This window comes from Streptomyces sp. NPDC006512, assembly GCF_040611935.1.
Classification (GTDB): domain Bacteria; phylum Actinomycetota; class Actinomycetes; order Streptomycetales; family Streptomycetaceae; genus Streptomyces.
In genome coordinates this window covers 23103-41573 of sequence record NZ_JBEXPG010000036.1, presented here as the reverse complement: position 1 = coordinate 41573, position 18471 = coordinate 23103, and the positions used below count along the sequence as shown (strand labels likewise).

Sequence of the window (18471 nt, the reverse complement as noted above, 5' to 3'; positions counted from 1 at the left end):
CTGTACGGACGGTGAACGGCGGCGGTCCGTCGGAGCACGCTTCGACGAAGACAAGAGAATGACCGAAAGGGGTCGTGACAGACCGGGCCCGGATGATCATCGATGATGATCGCGGCCCAGGGGGCCGGACGCGTCGGCGGCAGGGGAACGGCATGGGGAACAGCACGACGGGAAGCGGTACGGGGCCCGGATCCGGGACCGGTCCGGCGACGGCCCGCTACCTGGAGATCGCGGAGGCGCTGCGGCGCCAGATCCTCTCCGGCGCCTACCCGGTCGGCGCCCGGCTGCCGTCGGAGAGCGACCTGGCCGCACACTGGTCCGCCTCGCGGGGCACGGTCCGCCAGGCCGTCGCCACGCTCGCCGCCGACGGGCTCGTCGGCTCCAGCCAGGGCGCCCGCAGGATCGTCCTGCGCCAGGAACGGCGGCACAGCTTCGGCGAGCTGACCAGCTTCGCGCAGTGGGCCGAGGGGATCGGCCAGGAGGTCCGCAGCCGGTTCCTGTCCCGGACCCGCCGGGCCGCCACCGCCGAGGAGGCGGACCGCCTCGCCCTCGCACCGGGTACGGAGGTCCTGGCCGTGCTGCGGCTGCGCCTGCTCGACGGCGAGCCCACGATGGTCGAGCGGACCGCGTACGCCGACTGGGTCGCGGCGGCCGTGGAGGCCCTGCCGGAGGACTGCCGTTCGGTGATGGACAGTCTGGCGGCGGACGCCGGGGTCGAGGCCCACTACGGGGAGCACCTCATCGACGCCCTCCCGGCGGGCAGCGAGGACGCCCGGCTGCTCGCGATCCGGCGGGGCAGCCCGCTGCTGCGCCAGCGGCACGTGTCGGCCACCCGCACCGGACGCCCGATCGAGTGGTCCGACGACCGCTACCGGGCCGGGAGCGTCACCTTCAGTGTGAGCAACTCGGCAGTAGCAACCCCACTGGAGCGGCACCCCGGCGCACACCCCGGCACCGAACGCTGAGCGAGGGACGCCGAGCCGTGGCCGGGGCCGGGGCCGGACCGGCCCGGCCTGGCCCGGTCTGGTCCGGCCTGGCGCGCCGTCAGGGGGCGGGCGCGGCCGGGTCCGTGGCCGCCGCGGCTTCGTCGATCGCCTCCGGCAGCCAGTCCTCGGTGCGGGTGAAGGGGAAGCCGAGCCGCACGGCGCGGCCGTTGTCCAGGGCGTACGGCCGGTCGAAGGAGAACGGGGACGCCTGCTGCCCCTGCGGCACGGTGCGGTAGCGCGGCGGACGCCCGGCCCGGACGGCGACCAGCTCGCAGAGCCGGGTGACGGTCAGCGCCCCGTGGGAACTCGCGTTGACCGGACCGGTGAAGGTCCCGGCCGCGGCCCAGGCCAGGAACTCCGCGATCTCCCGGTGGTGGACGAAGGAGGTCGGGTACGGCCGTTCGTGCACGTCGACCGGCAGCCCGGCCCCGATCCGCTCGACGTAGTGCGCGAGCCGCCCGGTGAACTCCGCCCGGCCGCCGCCCAGGACGTGCGCGGAGCGGACGCTGACGTACGGGAAGGCCGGATCGCGCAGGAACACGGCCTCCGCCCGCCTCTTGCCCTCGGCGTAGGCGGCCGCGGGACCGGAGGGCAGGCCCGCGCCGGCCCCCGCCGCGAGGCGCGTCAGGTCGAGGGTGTCCTCCGCGACCGGGACCCGGGGCGGCCGCGGCCGGACGGCGCCCTCGCCGCCGGGCGCTGCGGGGAGGAGGGCGGGGCCGGCCGGGGCCGCCGGGAAGGTGGCGGGGTCGTACACCTCCATCGTCGAGGTCATCACGTAGCGGCCGGTACGGCCCCCGGCGAAGACGCGGCGGGCGACGGCGGCCTGCTGCGGGGTGTAGCAGACCTGGTCGACGACGGCGTCGAAGGTACGGGGACCGAGCGCCTCCCGGAGCTGCCGCTCGTCGTCGCGGTCGGCCACGAGGCGGCCGACCCCCGGGGGCGGGAGGGCGGCGGAGCCCCGGTTGAGGACCGTGACCTCTTTCCCGGCGTCGCGCAGGAGCGTGACCAGGTGCTTGCCGAAGTAGCGGCTTCCGCCGACGACCAAAATGCGTTCCATGCCGTCGACCCTGCCGGGATATCGTCCGCAGCGGAACGGACCGGTCGCTGAACACGTCGTAAGGAAAACTGTTGATCGATGTGCACCGGCTGCGCGTACTGCGGGCCGTCGCCGAGCACGGCAGCTTCAACCGGGCCGCCTCCGCTCTGGGTCTGACGCCCTCGGCCGTCTCCCAGCACATCGCCTCCCTGGAACGCGGGCTGGGCCGGCCGGTCGCGGTGCGCAGTACGCGCGGGGTCACACTCACCGCCGCGGGAGCGCTGCTCACCGAGACGGCCCGGACGATCGAGGCCGAACTCGACCAGGTGCGCCACCGCATCGACCGCCTCGCCGCCCGGCGGCCGAAGCTGACGGTGGCCACCTTCACCAGCGGGGGCCGCCACCTGCTGCCGAAGGCCCTCACCGCGTTCGTGTCCGCGCACCCCGAAGTGGAGCTGACCGTTCTGGAGGCCGAACCGGAAGACGCACTTCCGATGGTGCGCGGCGGTGCGGCGGACCTCGCGCTGACCTACCGCTTCGACGGACCGCTGCCCTCCGGCCCGTCCGGCACGTCGGGCGCGGCAGGGGTGAACTGGCTCCCGCTGACGGAGGATCCGCTGTACGCGGTCCTGCCGCCCGGCCACCGGTTCGCCGGCCGGGAGGCGCTGGAGCCGGCCGAACTCGCCGCCGACCGCTGGGTGCTCGGCTGCCTCAAGACGGAGGCCTACCTGCGCCGGTACGCCGAACAGGCCGGGTTCGAGCCGCGGATCGCCGCCTCCACCACCGACTACTTCTTCGCCCAGACGCTGGTCGGGGCAGGTGTCGGCGTCGCCCTGATCCCACACATCGCGCTGGCCCCGGCCGGGGGGACGACGGCCGTCCCCCTCGCACCCCCGCGCCCCGCCCGGCTCATCGGCGTGGTCACCCCGCGCCGCCCCGACCCCGAGCCGTACGCGGCCGCCCTGGCCGGGGCCCTGGCCGGGGCGGCGGGCGCGGCCGACCGGGCGGGCGCGGGCGGTCCGGCGGTGGTCCGGTGAGGGACCTGCTGCCCGGCCTGGCCACCAATCCGGCCCTGCCTCCGGAGCTCGTGGACCGCCTGATCGCCCACGCCCTCGGCTCCGCACCCACCGCGACCGAAGGCACCGCACATGACGTCGCCCCCGGTGCGGGCGGCCCCGACGGGACGGGGCCCGCCGGGAGCGACGTACCTGACCGGGACGATCGAGAAGACCCGGAGGACCGGGAGGACCCGGAGGACCGGGAGTGGCTCGCGTCGCGACTGGCCGGCCGTGAGGGTCTCCGCCGCGACCAGGCGCTGCTCCTGGCCGCGCACGACGAGCCCCTCGGCGTGCATCTGGCCTACGGCGGCAACCTGGACGCCGCCGACGTCGATCCCGCCGTCTGGCCGGCTGCCGCCCTCGCCCTGCTCGACGAGGGCGCCGGCGCGCCGTGGTGGGCGGCCCTGCTCGCCGCGCACCCGAACCCCGAGCGCCGGGTGAAACTGGCCGGCTGCCCCGGCCTGCCGGCCGGCGTGGGCGCGACGCTGGCCGCCGACCCCGAGCTGGACGTGGCCGTCGAACTGGCCGCATGGGGAACCCCGGACGCGGAGGCCGCGGCGCTGCTCGTCGCCCACCCGCACGCCGAGGTCCGGCGCGCGGTGGCCGCCAACGAGGCCGTGCCCCCCGCCCTGCTGGCCGCCCTGCTCACCGGAGAGGGGCTGCGCCCGGCCTCCTCCTGCCTGGTCTGCGACGACGAGGCGACGCCTTTCACGCACGACCCGGAATGCCCCCGGCCCGACTGTCTGCTGCGGGCGGGCGCCGCCTGCGACGGCTCCCACCAGTCGACCGTCCACGAGACGTGGCAGGCGGCCCTGACCAACCCGGCCACCCCCACCGACGCCGTCCTCCGCTTCGCCGGCCACCCCTCGGCGCTGCTGCGACTGGCCGTCGCCGGGCGCGCCGGGCTGCCCCCCGAGGTGTACGCGCGGCTCGCCCGGGACCCGGTGCCCGGGGTGCGCTGGGACGTGGCCGGGAACCCGGATGCCGGCGAGGCCCTGATCCGGGAGCTGGCCGCCGGCCCGGACCCCGACACCAGGCAGGCCCTGCTGCGGAATCCGCGCGTACCGCTGGACGTACTGGCCCGCCTGGCCCGGGGAACGGGCTTCGGCCGGGAGCCGCTGCCGCGGATCGCCGCCGCCTCCCCCGCCGAGGTCCGGGAACTCGCCGCATCGGCCGATGCGGGCCTGCGGGTCCTCGTGGCGCTGCGGCGCGACCTGCCGCCGGACGTGCGCGACGCCCTGGCAGCCGATCCCGACGCGAAGGTGGTCAAGGCCGTGGCCGCCCACCCGGGCCTGGGCGAGGACCGGCTGCGCGCCGCGGTCGCGCGGTTCGGCGTACAGGTCCTCGCGCAGGTCGCGGCCAACCCGGACGCCCCGGGCGCCCTGTTGGAGGACATCGCACGCCACGACCCGCCCGTGCGCCGGGCGTTGCGGACGGTCGCGGAGCATCCCCACGCGACGGGCCCGGCGCTGCTGACGTGTCTGGCCCACGAGAAGGCCCGGCGCTACGCGGCGGCCCACCCCGCCCTGCCGACGGCCGCACTGCTCGCGCTGCTCGACGGCCCCGACCGGTACGTGGCGGAGGTGGCCGCCGCCAACCCGGCGCTGCCGACGGCCGCGATGCGGAAGCTGATGCCCTGACCGGCGACCGGCCGGGGCGGTGCTTCAGGGCCGGTGCCGCCGCGTCCCGGATCCGCGCGGCGCACACCTTCGAGCCCGCCGACGGTCCCGTCACCCCAGGGCGTCCGGAGGAGTTCCTCCTTCCCCCGGAGCCGAGCGTGACGGCGGGTTGACGGCGCCGGGGGTGACCAGCCCGGTCTCGTAGGCCAGGACCACCGCCTGCGCCCGGTCCCGCAGGGCCAGCTTGGCGAAGATCCGCGCCACGTGGGTCTTCACGGTGGCTTCGCTGAGCGTCAGTTCCCGGGCCAGTTCGGCGTTGGACAGACCGTGGCCCAGGAGCGTCAGCACCTCGCGCTCGCGCGGGGTGAGCGCGGCGAGGTCCCGGTGCGGGGCCGCGTCCGCCCGTGGTGCGGCGGCCGGGGCGCACCTCTCCACCAGGCGGCGGGTGATCGACGGCGAGAGCAGCGCGTCGCCCGTGCCCACCAGCCGTACGGCGGCCGCCAGGTGTGCGGGCGTGACGTCCTTGAGCAGGAACCCGCTGGCGCCGGCGGCGAGGGCGGCGTACACGTAATGGTCGAGGTCGAAGGTGGTCAGCATGATCACCCGGCAGGCGGGGAGCTCCGCGAGGATCCGCCGGGCGGCTTCGAGACCGTCCATGTTCGGCATGCGGATGTCGAGCAGCACGACGTCGGGCCGCAGCCGGCGGGCCATGGCCACCGCTTCGGCCCCGTCGGCCGCGACGCCCACCACGTCGATGCCCCGGGCCGTCAGGATCATCCGGAAGCCCGTGCGCACGAGTTCCTGGTCGTCGGCGATCACCACCCGGGGTGCGGGAGCCGCCTCCCCGGTACCCGGCCGGGTCTCCGCAGGGGACTCCGCACGGGGCTCCGCTCCCGGAACCGTTCCGAACGCCGGCTCGGGCGCCGGCTCGGGCGCCGTCACGGCCGGTCCAGGGGCAGGCGGGCGCGGACCCGGTAACCGCCGCCGAGGCGGCGGCGGGCGTCCAGGTCGCCTCCGTAGACGGCCACCCGCTCGCGCAGACCGATCAGGCCACGGCCCGTGCCGTCGCCCTTCGGGGTTCCGGCCGGTGCCGGGTGCCGCTCCGCCCCGTCACGGACGCCGTCAGGCCCGCCGTCGCGGTCCGACAGCACGCTCGGGCCGGAGTTGAGCACCTCGACCCGCAGCGCGTGGTCGGCGTACCGCACCGTCACCTCGGCCCTCTCGGCGTTCCCGTGTTTGAGCGCATTGGTGAGGGCCTCCTGGATGATGCGGTAGGCGGTCACGTCGATCCCGGCCGGCAGCGGGCGCGGTTGGCCGGATATCCGCACCTCCACCGGGAGACCGGCGAAGGCGATCTTGTCGATGAGCGGGCCCAGCCGGCTCAGGCTGGGCTGCGGGGTCAGTTCCGCGGCGACCGCGTACGGTTCGTCCCGGCCGTCCTGGGCGGGGGCCAGCAGACCGAGCAGGGTGCGCAGTTCGGTCATCGTGGTCCGTCCGGCGCTCTCGACGGCGCTCATCGCGTCCGCCGCGTCCTGCGGCAGGGCCGTCAGCACCTCGCGGGCGGCCCCAGCCTGCACGATCATCAGGCTCACGTTGTGGCTGACGATGTCGTGCAGTTCGGCCGCGATCCTCGCCCGTTCCGCGTCGACCGCGCTGCGGGCCGCGCTCTCCCGCTCTCGCTCCAGGAACCAGCCGCGCTCACCGAGGGCCGCCCGGTGCGCGCGCCGCTCCCGCGCCAGCGCGATCCCCAGACCCAACGCCGTCGCCAGCGCCAGGCACGCGGCGCCCAGCGCGCCGCCCGTCTGCCACCCCACCCCGTCCACCCCGTCCGCCCGCCCGCTCCCCGCGAGCCCGTCCCCCCGGCCCCGCGCTGAAGATCGTTACGCTCTCCATCGTCGCAGTCCGGGCCGTAGTCCGCATCCCTCCGGCGGGCCCACCTCCGTACATCCCCGGTATGACCTGCCCGTCCTTCTGCATCCGGGGGGTGACGCCCGCGCCACGGTCCCCCTTCTAAGTTCGGGGCATGACAACTGATCACGACAGTGCGCGGCCGGTGGTCGTCCGGCTGGACGGCGTGCACAAGGAGTACGGCGACGCGAAGGCCCTGGACGGCCTCTCGCTGGAGATCCGGCGGGGCGACGCGGTCGCCGTGATGGGCCCGTCGGGCTGCGGCAAGTCCACGCTCCTGAACATGGTGGCCGGCCTGGACCGGCCGACCGCCGGCACGGTCCAGGTGCACGGCCAGGACCTGGGGAGCCTGACGGAGACGGGCCTGGCCCTGTTCCGCCGCCGCCACGTCGGGATGATCTTCCAGTTCTTCAACCTGATCGACGACCTGCCGGCCCTCGACAACGTCGCCCTGGCCGCCCAGCTGACCGGCGTGTCCGCCCGTCAGGCCCGTCGGCGGGCCCTGGAGCTCCTCGACGAGCTGGGCATCGCCGGCCGCCGCGACCACTACCCGGCGACCCTCAGCGGCGGCGAGCGCCAACGGGTCGCCGTGGCACGGGCCTTGATGAACCGTCCGGCCCTGCTGCTGGCGGACGAGCCGACGGGCGCCCTCGACAGCCGCTCGGGCGAGCAGGTGATGGACCTGCTGATCGACCTCAACCAGATCGGCCAGACCCTCCTCATCGTCACGCACGACCCGCACCTGGCGACCCGCTGCGCCGGCCGCCTGGTCGAGGTCGCCGACGGCCGGGTGGCCCGCGAGAGCGCCGTGGACCCGGGCACCCCGGACCCGAGCGGCCCGGACCCGGGCACCCCGGCCGCGGGCGCCCCGGCCGCGGGCGCGGCGGAGGCGGGCGCGTGAGCGCCGTGTGGAGGGCCGCGCGCGCCGCCGTCCGGCGACGCAGGGTGCAGACGGTCGTGATCGGCCTCGTCGTGCTGTGCTCGACCACGACGGTGCTGCTCGCCCTGGCCCTGCTCGCGGCCGCCTCGGCCCCCTTCGACAAGGCCTACGCCGCCCAGCGCGGGGCGCACGCGACGGCGACGTACGAGCTGGCCCGGGTGTCCGACGCACAGCTGGCGCAGACCGCCCGGCGGCCCGGGGTGGAGGCCGCCGCGGGACCGTTCCGCCAGGCCGTCGTCGAGGTGCCCGGGGACTGGCTCTGGATGCCGCGCGGCCCGCTCACCGTGGTCGGCCGGGCCGATCCGGGCGGACCGGTGGACCGGATCGACCTGCTGAGCGGCCGTTGGCCCGCCGCGTCCGGGGAGATCGTCGTCAACTGGGACATCGGCGGCTCGCCCTACGACGACCTCCTCGGCTCGAAGCTGGAGTCCCCGGGGGTGCCGACGCTCACCGTGGTGGGCTTCGCGACCAGCATGAGCCAGTCCGCCGGAGCGTGGGTCACCCCGGACCAGGTGGCGGAACTGCGCCCCGCCTCGGCCCAGATGCTCTACCGGTTCGCCGACGCCTCCTCCCCCGCGGCCGTCCGCGACGGGCTGGCCGGGGCCACCGCCGGCCTGCCGGAGGAGTCCCTGACCGCCTCCCAGTCCTACCTCACCCTCAAGAAGGCCTTCTCCTCCCGGGCCGGCGCCTACCTGCCGTTCATGGGGCTCTTCGGCGTGCTCGGCCTGCTCGTCTCCGCCCTGATCGTCGGGAACGTGGTGAGCGGAGCCGTCGTCTCCGGCTACCGGCACATCGGTGTGCTGAAGGCGATGGGCTTCACCCCCCGCCAGGTGGTGGCCGTCTACCTCGCCATGACCGGTGTGCCCGCGGCCGCCGGGTGCCTGCTCGGCACCCTGGCCGGCGGCGCGCTCGCCGGACCCATCCTGAAGGTCGCCTTCTCCGGTACCGAGACCGGCAACGCCGTCGTGACCACCGTCGACCCCTGGGTCTTCGTGGTCTGCCTGCTGGGCGTTCCCGCCCTGGTCCTGCTCACCGCGCTGGTTCCCGCGCTCCGGGCGCACCGGCTGCCGGCGGCGCGGGCCATCAGCGCGGGGGGCTCCTCGCGCACCGGGCGCGGGCTGCGCGTCCAGCGCCTGCTGGGCGCCACCGCGCTGCCGCGCTCCGTCAGCCTGGGTCTCGGCCAGCCGTTCGCCCGCCCGGCCCGGACCCTGCTGACGATGGCCGCCATCGTCCTCGGCGTCACCACGGTCACGCTGTCCACGGGCCTGACCTCGACGATGCTCGCGTACGCGAAGACCGGCCGGGGCGACGTCCCCGCCGTCACCGTCATGACGGGCGCCCCGCTCAACGGGATCCCGCCCCTGCGGCTGGGCGACGCGGAGACCGAGGAGCGGCTCCGCTCCCTGCCGGGTGCCCGCGGGGTACGGGCCCGGGCCCTGTCCCAGGTGAGCCTGGTCGGGTACGCGCAGCCCGCGTTCGCGGACTTCTACCGGGGCGACCTCACCTCGTACGCCGCGACGCTCGCGGACGGCCGCGTCCCCCGGGCGGCCGGGGAGGTCGTCGCCGGGCCCGCGTTCCTGACCGAGCGGGGGCTCGCGGTCGGCGACGAGGTCACCCTGGAGCTGAACGGCGGGCGGGTGCCGGGAAGGGTCGTCGGCGAGCTCGTCGACGGTGACGCGCAGGCGTTCGCCACGTCGTGGGAGACGCTGGAAGCGCTCGCGCCGGAGCTCCGGGCCAGGCAGTACCGGGTGGAGCTCGCGCCCGGTTCGGACGCCGGCGCGTACGCCGACGCCGTCAACGCGCTCGACCCCGGCCTGCGCGCCGAGGTCGCGGGGACGGGCAGCGCCGCGACCACCACCGTCGTCGGCTTCTCCTCGGTGTTCACCGTGCTGCTGTCGGTCGTGACGGCCCTCGGCGTCTTCAACACGGTGCTGCTGAACACCAGGGAGCGCCGCCGCGACCTCGGGATGCTGAAGTCGATCGGCATGACCCCCCGTCAGGTGGTGGTGATGACCGTGACCTCGGTGACGGGTGTGGGGGCGGTCGGGGGCCTGCTGGGGATCCCGCTGGGGGTGGCGGCGCACCGGCTGGTCGTCGACAACGTGGGGATCGTGTCGTTCACCGGGCCGATGAAGGACGTCTGGCACGCGCCGCAGCTGGCGGGGCTGCTGCTGGCGGGGGTCGCCATCGCCGTCCTCGGCGCCCTGGTACCGGCCCGGGCGGCCGCGCGGACCACGATCGCCTCCGCGCTGCACACCGAGTAAGCGGCGGGGACCCGGCCGCCTGCGTGCCCTCAGGGCGCCCCGAGGGCGCGGAGGTGCTCCCGCGCGGCGGTGACGGCGTCGCGGGCCTCCCGGGCGGCGCGGCCGGCCTCGCGGTGGAGGGCCTCGGCTTCGGTGACCGCCGCGTAGGCCCGGTCCCGTTCGTCCCGCGCGTGCCCGGCCTCCCGTTCCAGCCGGGCCGCCACGGCGTCGGCTTCCGCCGCCGAGGCCACCGCGCGCCGACGGGCCGCGTCGGCCTCCCGCTCCTCCTCCTCGCGGACGGAGACGGCCCGTTCGGCGTCGTCGACGGCGGCCCGCGCGGCCTCCAGCCGGCCTTCGTCCGCGCCGGCGTCCTCCTCGCCGGCGCCGCCCCCGTCGGTGCCGCCCGTGCCGGTGCCGACGTCACCGTCCGGGCCGTCCCCGGCGGGCCCGGATCCGTGCGCCCGCCCCGGCCCGGCCCGTACGGCGTCCGGATCGACGGCGGGGAAGTCCAGCTCCGGCTCGGGGGTCCGTACGAGCCTGCCCGAGGCCCACCGCTCGGCCGCCTCCGGTCCGGCGAGGACGGCGTACAGGATCCGCTCCACCTCGCGCACCACCGCCTCCGACACCGGCGACCCCGCCTCCACGGCCAGCCGCCCGGCCTCGCGGGCGAGCGCCCCGATCACCACGTGCTGCTGGTGGGACAGGGCCCGCAGCCGCTCGCCGTCCAGCGCGTGGTGTGCCGACCGCAGGGCCTGCCCGAGCTGGAGGAACTGCTCGGCCTCCTCCGGCTGGGTCCGTACGAGCAGGTTCGACGTCCAGGCGGCCAGCGTGGGCCGCCGCAGGGCGGCGATCCGGCGCGCCGCCTCCGCATCCCCGGCCGTCTTCGCCCGGGCGGCGGCCGCGGCCCGCGCCGCCGTGAAGCCCGATGGGTGCGCCGCGTACAGCGCGTCAATGACCTCGTCCACGTCCACGCGCTCCACTGTCGGCCATCAGCGGCCACCCGCGGCGGACCGCGTCCGTACCGCGCCGCCCGGGCGGACGTACGGGTGCCCCGGGTGGGTGAGGAAGATCGCCGGAACGGGTCAGCGGGCGGCCCCGCGCGGGTGAAGTGAGCGCCCCGGCCGCTTCCCCGCCCGGGGCGGGGCCCGTTGGAGGGGGTATGAACGCTCCCATAAACGCCCCGATACTGCCCGCGGCCCGCGCTCTGACCGCTCCGACCGCCCCGACCGCTCCGGCGCCACCGCCCGGTCCGCCCGCCCCTCAGGATCCGCCCGGCCCGGCCCGGGCCGCCGGCACGGGACCGGACGCCGGCCCGGACCCGCTCCCCCGCATACGGTCCACGCTCCACGACGGGGTCCTCGCCGTCAGCCTGGCCGGCGAGTTCGACCACTTCACCTGCGCCCCCTTGCGCGGGCTCCTCGACGAAGGAGCCGCCCGCGGCGCACGCCGCCTCGTCCTCGACGCGGCCCTGGTCTCCTTCTGCGACTCGGCCCTGCTGAACGCGCTGGACCGGTGGGTCCTCGGCGGCCGCTCCTGGGAAGTGGCCGCGGCCTCCCGCTCCGTCCGGCTCCTGCTGTCCCTGGAGTCCCGGATCCGGCCGCCGCTCGCCCTCCGCAAGCCGGTGGGCCCGTGACCTTCACCGCGCTCACCCTGATCCCGCTGCTCCTGGCCCTCGTACTGGCCCGGCATCTGCCACCGCCCCCGGGAGGCCGGCGGCCGCCCCTCAGTCCGTCTCCGGCGGCCGCGCCTCCACGATCCGCCCGTCGCTCAACTCCAGCACCCGGTCGGCGAGTTCGATCATCGTCGGATCATGGGTGGCGACCAGTGCGGTGACCCCCTCGCTGCGCACCACGGCGCGCAGCAGCCGCATGATGGAGCGGCCCGTCTCGGAGTCCAGCTGGCCGGTGGGCTCGTCCGCGATGATCAGGGCGGGCTCGTTGGCCAGCGCACGGGCCACGGCGACGCGCTGCTGCTGACCGCCCGAGAGTTCACCCGGGCGCTGCTCCGCGTGGTCGGCGAGGCCGACGAGCGCGAGCAGCGTGCGGACCCGTTCCTCGCGCTGCTTCGCCGGTACCTTGCGCATCCGCATCGGCACGCCGACGTTCTCGGCGGCGGTCAGTACGGGGATCAGCCCGAAGGACTGGAAGACGAAGCCGATCCGGTCGCGGCGCAGGGCGAGGAGCCCGTTCTCGTCCAGTGCGGCCAGGTCGGTGCCGTCCAGTTCGATGGTTCCGCCCGTCGGGGCGTCGAGTCCCCCGACCAGGTTCAGCAGCGTGGTCTTGCCGGAGCCGGACCGCCCCTTGAGCGCGGTGAGCTCACCGCGCCGGGCCTCGAACGTGACGCCGCGCAGGGCGTGTACGGCCCGGTCTCCCGTACCGAAGCTCTTGCGGAGGTCGCGCACGACCATCATCGACGTGGCGGCGGCCGCGTCTTCGGCGGTGCTGTCCTGTTGCTGCGTCATGGTGGGCTCCCCCTCGGACCGGCGCTCTTCCGTCCTTCGGTTCCGAATATGTTCATCTGTCACATCAAACGCGCAAGTCCCTTCCGCCGCTGGACCGGATCTGACAGCATCGTCCGCTATCCGGTGCCCATGGTCCGGATCGGGGGGAAGGAAAGGCACATGGTCGGCTTTGTCGTGCGCCGGATGCGCGGGCGGCTGCCGCTCGCCGCCGCCGCACTGCTCACCGCGCTCATCACCACGACCGCGCTGACGGCGCTGCTCGCCTTCACCCGGAACGTGGGCGACGCGTCGATGCGGCAGGCACTGACCGGACCGGGACGCGCGCACACCTCCGTCCTCCTCTCCGCCGAACACGGCACCGGCACCCGCGCCGCCGACGACGAGAGCGCCCGCCGCTTCGGCGCCGGACTGTTCGGCCCCCTGCCCTTCGGCGTCGAGAGCGTGGCCCGCAGCCGCTCGTACGGGCTGCCCGGCGCCGGCACCACCGCGGGCAAGGACGCCGACCTGACGGTGCTCGCCACCCTCGACCAGAACCGCGTACGGCTCCTCGCCGGCCGCTGGCCCGAGGCGGTGGCGCCGGTCCCGGCCCGCGTACCGGTGGCCGTGCCGCAGGCCGCGCTGACCCGGCTCGGGCTGGACGCGGCGGCCCTGCCCGCCGAGGTGCGCCTCGACGACCGGTACGGCGGCCCGCAGCTGAGCGTGCTCGTCACCGGGGTCTACCGGGCCGCCGACCGGGACGCCCCGTACTGGCGGCTCGACCCGGTCGGCGGGCGGGAACTCCAGGTCGGCAGCTTCGCCACCTACGGCCCGATGCTCGTCCACGACTCCGTCTTCACCGTCGGCGGCCTGGTGCAGAACAGCCGTGCCACGCTGCTGACCCCCGACTTCTCGAACGCGACGGCCGCGCAGGTCGAGGGGGTCCGCGAACGTGCCCCGGACCCCGGCGCGAAGCCGTCCGGGCTGACGCTCGCCACCGAACTCCCGGACTACCTGCGGGGCCTCGACACCGCACAGCGCGTCGCCCGCTCCACCCTGGCCGTCGGTGCCCTCCAGCTGGCCGTACTGGCCGCGGCCACCCTGCTCCTCGTCGCCCGGCTGCTGACGGAACGCCAGGAGCCGGAGCGGGTCCTGCTCACCGCGCGCGGCGCCTCCCGCCGCCGCCTCGGACTGCTCACGGCCACCGAGTCGCTGGTGCTCGCCCTGCCCGCCGCCGTCCTCGCCCCGCTGCTCACCCCGCTCCTGCTGCGCGTCGCGGCCGGCCACGGCCCGATGTCCCGGATCCCCCTGGACACGACGGGCACCTGGGTGCTGTGGCCCGTCGCGGCCGGCTGTGCGCTGCTGTGCGTCCTGCTGGCCGTGCTGCCGTCCGTCCTGCGCGGGGCGGCGGCCGGGGTCCTGGCCCGCGCCGGTCGGCGCGGCGCCCGCGTGTCGGCCGCCGCCCGGTCCGGACTCGACCTGGCGGTGGCCGCGTTCGCCTACCTCGCCCACCGGCAGCTCGACCGCTACAGCGGCGCCGAGCCGGCCGCGTCGGACGGGAACACCGGGGGGCTCGGCGTGGATCCGGTCCTGGTCGCCGCCCCCACCCTCGCCCTGTGCGCCGGCACCCTCCTGGTCCTGCGGGTGCTGCCGTTCGCGGCCCGGCTGGGCGGGTGGCTCGCCGCCCGGGGCCGGGGCCTGGGACAGGCGCTCGTGGGCTGGCAGCTCGCGCGCCGTCCCGCGGCGGCCACCGGGCCCGTCCTGCTGCTGGTCCTCGCGGTGTCCAGCGGCGTACTGGCGCTCGGCCAGCACTCCGCCTGGTCCGACTCGCAGCGCGACCAGGCCTCCTTCACCACGGCCGGCGGGCTGCGGATCACCGGCAGCGACCTGGCTCCCCTGGGCCAGGGCGGCCGGTACGCGGCCCTGCCCGGCGGCGACCGGGCCACCCCGGTGCTCCGCGTACGGCACGCGCTGCCGGACACCAGCACCGGTGAACTGCTCGCGCTGGACTCCGCCGCCGTCGCCCTGTCGGTGCCGCTGCGGGCCGACCTGCGCGACGGACGGCCCATGAACGCCCTGTTCGGCCCCCTCTCCGTGAAACCCCCGGGCGGCACCGGGATCGAACTGCCCGGCACGCCCCAGCGGATCGACGTCGACGTGACACTGCGGGCGGAGCGGGCGAGCGGCGGCCCCCGGCTGGCCGTACTGCTGCGCGACCGGTTCGGCCTGACCTACCGGACGCCGGTGTCGGCGCTGCCGGAGGGCGGTGACGGCACCGTCTCCGTGGACGTCGCGGCCCTGGCCGGCGCCCCGCTCGGAGCCGCCGCCCCGCCCCTGACCCTCACCGGGTTCGCGCTGGCCTACGGCGCCGAGCCCGGCTTCTTCGCTCCCCCGGACGCGCTCGAACCGGTCACCGGGGAACTGACGGTGCGCCGGGTCTCGGTCGCCGGCGCGCCCGGCGGCCCGGCGGTACCCGTCCGGGTGCCCGCGCCCGCCTGGGACCTGACCACGCCCGCACTGGGCGAAGGCATGCCCGCGGGCCGGCTGCTGCCCCTCGACGGCGGCTCCCCGGACCTGCTGCGGCTGCGCTACCAGGGCGGCGCGACCGGCAGCCTGGTGCTCACCGCGACCCCGGCGGGCAGCGCTCCCCCGGAGCTGCCCGGCCTCGCCACCCGCGCCTACCTCGACGCGGTGGGGGCCCAGGTGGGCGACGTGATCCGGGTCTGGCTGGGCATGGACGTCGTCCCGGTCCGGATCACGAGCGCCGTGGACTCCCTGCCCGTGGCCGGAGCCCGCGCCGTGGCCGTCGACCTCGGCGCCGCCGGCCGGCTGCTCGGCGCCGCCGACGGGCACGCCCTGCCCGCACCCGACGAGTGGTGGCTGCCCGCCGCCTCCGGCGACGACTCCGCGCCGGGCCGGGCCGCCGCCGAACTGCGGGCGGCCACGGGGTCGCAGCAGGTGCTGCTGCGCGAGGACGTGGCCGCCGAACTCCTCGACGACCCGCTCAGCGCCGGCCCGCAGACCGCGCTCGCCGCCCTGGCCGTGGCCTGTGCGGTACTGGCGGCCATCGGATTCGCCGCCTCGGCGGCCGCCGCCGCGCGCCGCAGGGCCCGGGAGTCCGCGATCCTGCTGGCCCTCGGCGCACCCCGGCGGGGCCTGGCCCGGGCCGCCGCCGCCGAGGGCTGCGTCCTGGTCGGGCTCGGTACGGCCGTGGGCCTGGGCCTGGGCGCGCTCATCGTGCACACCACGGTGCCGCTGATGATCCTGACCACCGGGGCGCGCCGGCCCGTCCCGGAGGTCCTGGTGGACCTGCCGGGGCTTCAGATGCTGCTGCTGGCCGCCGTCATCGCGGCCGTGCCGCTGCTGTCGGCCGTGCTCGGCGGCCGCCGCGACCGAGGAGTGGCCGCCCGGCTGCGCCACGTGGAGGAGATGTGACCAGCCCGTTCCCCGGCCGCCGGGACGTACCGCCCGCCCCCGAGCCGGCCGCCGCCGAGGGGCGCGGGACCGCCGGGCGGCAGACGCCGTGGGTGTGGATCCGGCTGCGGGCCACCCCGTCCGCCACGCTGCTGGCGGCGGTACTCGCGTTCGTCGCCGTGCTGCTGGCCACCGCCCTGCCGCGCGCCCTCGACCGGGGCGCCGACCAGGCGCTGCGCGACTCCCTGCAGGCCGGCGGCCCGGCCCGGACCAGCCTGTACGCGAGCGCGAAGTCCCTGCCGGGCGCCCCGTCCCCGAAGGACCTGGACGAACAGCTGGCCACTCTGGTCGCCCGTACCGGCCCCTCCTTCCGGCTGGCCGCCTCCGGGCCGGTGCACGGGGCGAGCGGCGACAAGCCCCGCACGCTGGCCAACCCCGAACTCGCGGTCCTCGACGAGCAGCCGCCCCAGGCCAACCTGCTGTTCCTGCCCCGGGCCGCCGAGCACGCGCGGCTCGTGGAGGGCCGCTGGCCCGGGGGCGGCGCCCCCGGCGGTCCGGTTCCCGTCGCCCTGTCCAAGAGCGCGGCCGACACCCTGAAGGCCAAGGTCGGCACCGTGCTGAAGCCCCTCGACGGGGTCTCCGTGCCGATCACCGCCGAGGTCGTCGGCCTCTACGCCGTGGAGGACCCCGCCGACGCCTACTGGACCGACCTGGCCTGCGCCACCCAGGCCTGCATGCCCGCGAAGGCCTGCTCCACCAAACCCTGCGTGCCCCCGAGCGGCGGCTGGCTCGTCTCCGCCCTGGTCGGTCCCGAGGCCCTGGACAAGCTCGCCCCGTGGGGGCACGGCTCCAGGGACTTCTGGCGGCTGCCCGTGGACACGGACCGGCTGCGCGCCGACACGCTGCCCCGGGTGACGGACGAGATCTCCGCGCTCGTCGCCGGGCCCACCGCCTCCGAGCTGGCGCACGAGACGGGCCGGCCCGATCTGCGGATCGGCTCCGAACTCCCGCGCCTGTTCGGCGAGGTACGGGTCCAGCAGCAGGCCGCCGGTCCGCTCGCGGCGATCGGACCGGCCGGGCTGGGCGGGGTGGCCCTGGTGGTGTTCTGCCTGGCGGCCGGGCTCACCGGTGACCGGCGTCGGGGCGAACTGCTCCTGCTGCGGGCCCGGGGCGGATCGCGCGCCGGGATCCTGCGCCGGCTCCTCGCCGAGGGCGCCGTGACCGTCCTGCCGGCCGCCGTCCTCGCGGCCGCCCTGGCACTGGTGCTGTTGCCGACCCCGCGCCTGGCACCCGCCCTGCTGGCCGCCGGCGCCGTCACGCTCGTGGCCCTGCTGGCCTTCCCCGTACGGGCCTTCGTGCTGCTGTCGGCCCCGCGCGGGCCCGCGCCCCGGCGCCGGCTGGTGGCCGAGCTCCTCGTCGTGGCAGCGACCGCGGCCGCCGTGGCGGAGGTCCGGCGGCGCGGGGTCGCCCCGGCCGGAGCCGGGCTCGACCCGCTCCTGGTGGCCGCGCCGCTGCTCATCGCGCTGTCCGGGGGGCTCGTGCTGGCCCGGGTCCAGCCCCTGGCCGTACGGGCGCTGGCATGGGCCGGGGCGCGGCGGGCCGGGGTGGTCGGCTTCCTCGGACTGGCCCGGGCCGCCCGCGGCTCCGGAGGCCGGACGGCGCGTCCTTCCGTACTGCCGCTGATCGCCCTGCTGCTGGCCGTCACCACGGGCGGCTTCGGGGCCGCCGTACTGACCTCCGTGGACGGGTCCCGCCTCCAGGTGGCGCGGTCCGAGGCCGGCGGCGACGTCCAGGTGGTGGCGCCTCCCGGGGAGACGGTGCCGAGGGAGTTCGCCCGGGCCGCCGGCGCGCTGCCCGGCGTACGGACCTCCCTGGGCGTCTGGGTGGACACCGAGGCGTACGTGTTCGACACCGACCGGGGCTCCGTCGCGGCCACGGTGGTCGTCGCCGAGCCCGCGGCTTACGCCGAACTGGCCCGGACGGCGGGCCGCGGCGGGTTCGACCCCGCGGTCCTGGGCGGCACGGCGGGCGGTGCGCCGGTCCCGGCGCTGTTCAGCAAGGACCTGTCCGGACGCGCTCCCGACCGCGCGTACCGGGTGCGGCTGAGGAACGGCACGGAGCTCCAGGTGAGGCAGGCGGCCGTGGTCGACGGCACCCCCGCCCGGCCGGGGTCGGCGGCGGCCACCATCGTGCTGCCCGCCGGTCCGGTGACCGCCCGGGCACCGCAGGCGGCCGATCCCACCCACTGGTTCGCCGTGGGGCGGGCCGACCCGGACCGGGTGCGCGAGCTGATCCGGGAGAGCGCCCCCGCCTCGGCCGACAGGTTCCTCGTCCACACGAGTACGGAGGTCGCCGCCCGTCTCGACGCCGGCCCCCTCCAGCACGCCGCGGGACGCCTGTTCCGGGCCTCACTCGCCGGCGCCGCGGGGTTCGCGCTGCTGGCGGTCCTGCTCGGGCTGGTCCGGGCCGCCCCCGAACGGGGAGCGCTGCTGGCCCGGCTGCGCACGATGGGCCTGCGGCCCCGGCAGGGCATCGCCCTGGTCCTGACGGAATCGCTACCGCAGGTGCTGGCGGCGGCGCTCGGCGGGTTCCTGACCGCGGCGGCCGCCGTCGCCGTGCTCGGCGCCTCCGTCGACCTGTCGGCGCTGGTGGGCGCGGACGTGCCGGCCGGTCTGCGGCTGACCGCCCCGCCGGTACTGGTCCCGGCCCTGGGCATGGCCGCCCTGGCGGCGCTGGCCGTGCTCGCCGAGGCCGCGGTGTCCGGCCGACGACAGATCACCACCGAGTTGAGAGCGGGAGACCAACGTTGAACAGCGAAGCGCCCACCTAC

13 protein-coding genes are annotated in these 18471 nt (G+C 76.7%); 8 read left to right on the top strand and 5 right to left on the bottom strand.

Annotated features, from left to right (window positions below; all coding sequences use genetic code 11):
- Positions 1-152 precede the first annotated feature (152 nt).
- Complete coding sequence (locus ABZZ17_RS24445; protein ID WP_356878482.1) at positions 153-965, top strand: GntR family transcriptional regulator; 813 nt, start codon at positions 153-155, stop codon at positions 963-965.
- Between the two features lie 79 nt (positions 966-1044).
- Here ABZZ17_RS24445 and ABZZ17_RS24440 read toward each other — a convergent pair whose 3' ends face one another.
- A complete protein-coding gene (locus ABZZ17_RS24440) occupies positions 1045-2043 on the bottom strand; it encodes an NAD-dependent epimerase/dehydratase family protein (protein WP_356878480.1) in 999 nt (332 codons plus the stop codon).
- 71 nt (positions 2044-2114) lie between these two features.
- Between ABZZ17_RS24440 and ABZZ17_RS24435 the strand changes: the two genes are divergently transcribed.
- On the top strand, positions 2115-3059 hold the full coding sequence (locus tag ABZZ17_RS24435) for a LysR family transcriptional regulator (protein WP_356878478.1): 945 nt from the start codon (positions 2115-2117) through the stop codon (positions 3057-3059).
- Complete coding sequence (locus ABZZ17_RS24430) at positions 3056-4720, top strand: hypothetical protein (protein WP_356878476.1); 1665 nt, start codon at positions 3056-3058, stop codon at positions 4718-4720. The genes ABZZ17_RS24435 and ABZZ17_RS24430 overlap by 4 nt, the downstream gene beginning before the upstream one ends.
- 90 nt (positions 4721-4810) lie before the next feature.
- Here the strand turns inward: ABZZ17_RS24430 and ABZZ17_RS24425 are convergent, their stop codons facing one another.
- Together ABZZ17_RS24425 and ABZZ17_RS24420 are read right to left on the bottom strand one after the other, a co-directional pair.
- Positions 4811-5521 carry a response regulator transcription factor gene (locus ABZZ17_RS24425; protein WP_356878562.1) on the bottom strand — a complete coding sequence of 237 codons (711 nt, stop codon included), beginning with the start codon at positions 5519-5521 and terminating at the stop codon, positions 4811-4813.
- A 116-nt stretch (positions 5522-5637) separates the two neighbouring features.
- Positions 5638-6513, bottom strand: a complete 876-nt coding sequence (locus ABZZ17_RS24420; RefSeq protein WP_356878474.1) for a histidine kinase — start codon at positions 6511-6513, stop codon at positions 5638-5640.
- A 209-nt stretch (positions 6514-6722) separates the two neighbouring features.
- Between ABZZ17_RS24420 and ABZZ17_RS24415 the strand changes: the two genes are divergently transcribed.
- Positions 6723-7508, top strand: coding sequence for an ABC transporter ATP-binding protein (locus ABZZ17_RS24415; RefSeq protein ID WP_356878472.1), 786 nt, complete (start codon positions 6723-6725; stop codon positions 7506-7508).
- Positions 7505-9811: an FtsX-like permease family protein gene (locus ABZZ17_RS24410; protein WP_356878470.1), complete on the top strand. Its 2307-nt coding sequence runs from the start codon at positions 7505-7507 to the stop codon at positions 9809-9811. The genes ABZZ17_RS24415 and ABZZ17_RS24410 overlap by 4 nt, the downstream gene beginning before the upstream one ends.
- 29 nt (positions 9812-9840) lie before the next feature.
- Here ABZZ17_RS24410 and ABZZ17_RS24405 read toward each other — a convergent pair whose 3' ends face one another.
- Entirely contained in the window at positions 9841-10755 is a 915-nt protein-coding gene (locus ABZZ17_RS24405; protein ID WP_356878468.1) for a hypothetical protein, read from the bottom strand.
- A 194-nt stretch (positions 10756-10949) separates the two neighbouring features.
- On the opposite strand from ABZZ17_RS24405, the gene ABZZ17_RS24400 reads away from it, so the two are divergent.
- The gene (locus ABZZ17_RS24400; RefSeq protein ID WP_356878466.1) at positions 10950-11423 is read left to right on the top strand and encodes an STAS domain-containing protein; all 474 of its coding nucleotides are present in this window, start codon (positions 10950-10952) and stop codon (positions 11421-11423) included.
- Positions 11424-11513: 90 nt separating this feature from the next.
- On the opposite strand, the gene ABZZ17_RS24395 is transcribed toward ABZZ17_RS24400, so the two are convergent.
- Positions 11514-12251 carry an ABC transporter ATP-binding protein gene (locus tag ABZZ17_RS24395; RefSeq protein WP_356878464.1) on the bottom strand — a complete coding sequence of 246 codons (738 nt, stop codon included), beginning with the start codon at positions 12249-12251 and terminating at the stop codon, positions 11514-11516.
- Between the two features lie 159 nt (positions 12252-12410).
- Between ABZZ17_RS24395 and ABZZ17_RS24390 the strand changes: the two genes are divergently transcribed.
- A complete protein-coding gene (locus ABZZ17_RS24390) occupies positions 12411-15662 on the top strand; it encodes an FtsX-like permease family protein (protein WP_356878462.1) in 3252 nt (1083 codons plus the stop codon).
- On the top strand, positions 15659-18451 hold the full coding sequence (locus ABZZ17_RS24385) for a hypothetical protein (protein ID WP_356878460.1): 2793 nt from the start codon (positions 15659-15661) through the stop codon (positions 18449-18451). Before ABZZ17_RS24390 ends, ABZZ17_RS24385 begins: the two co-directional genes overlap by 4 nt.
- Positions 18452-18471: the final 20 nt, after the last annotated feature.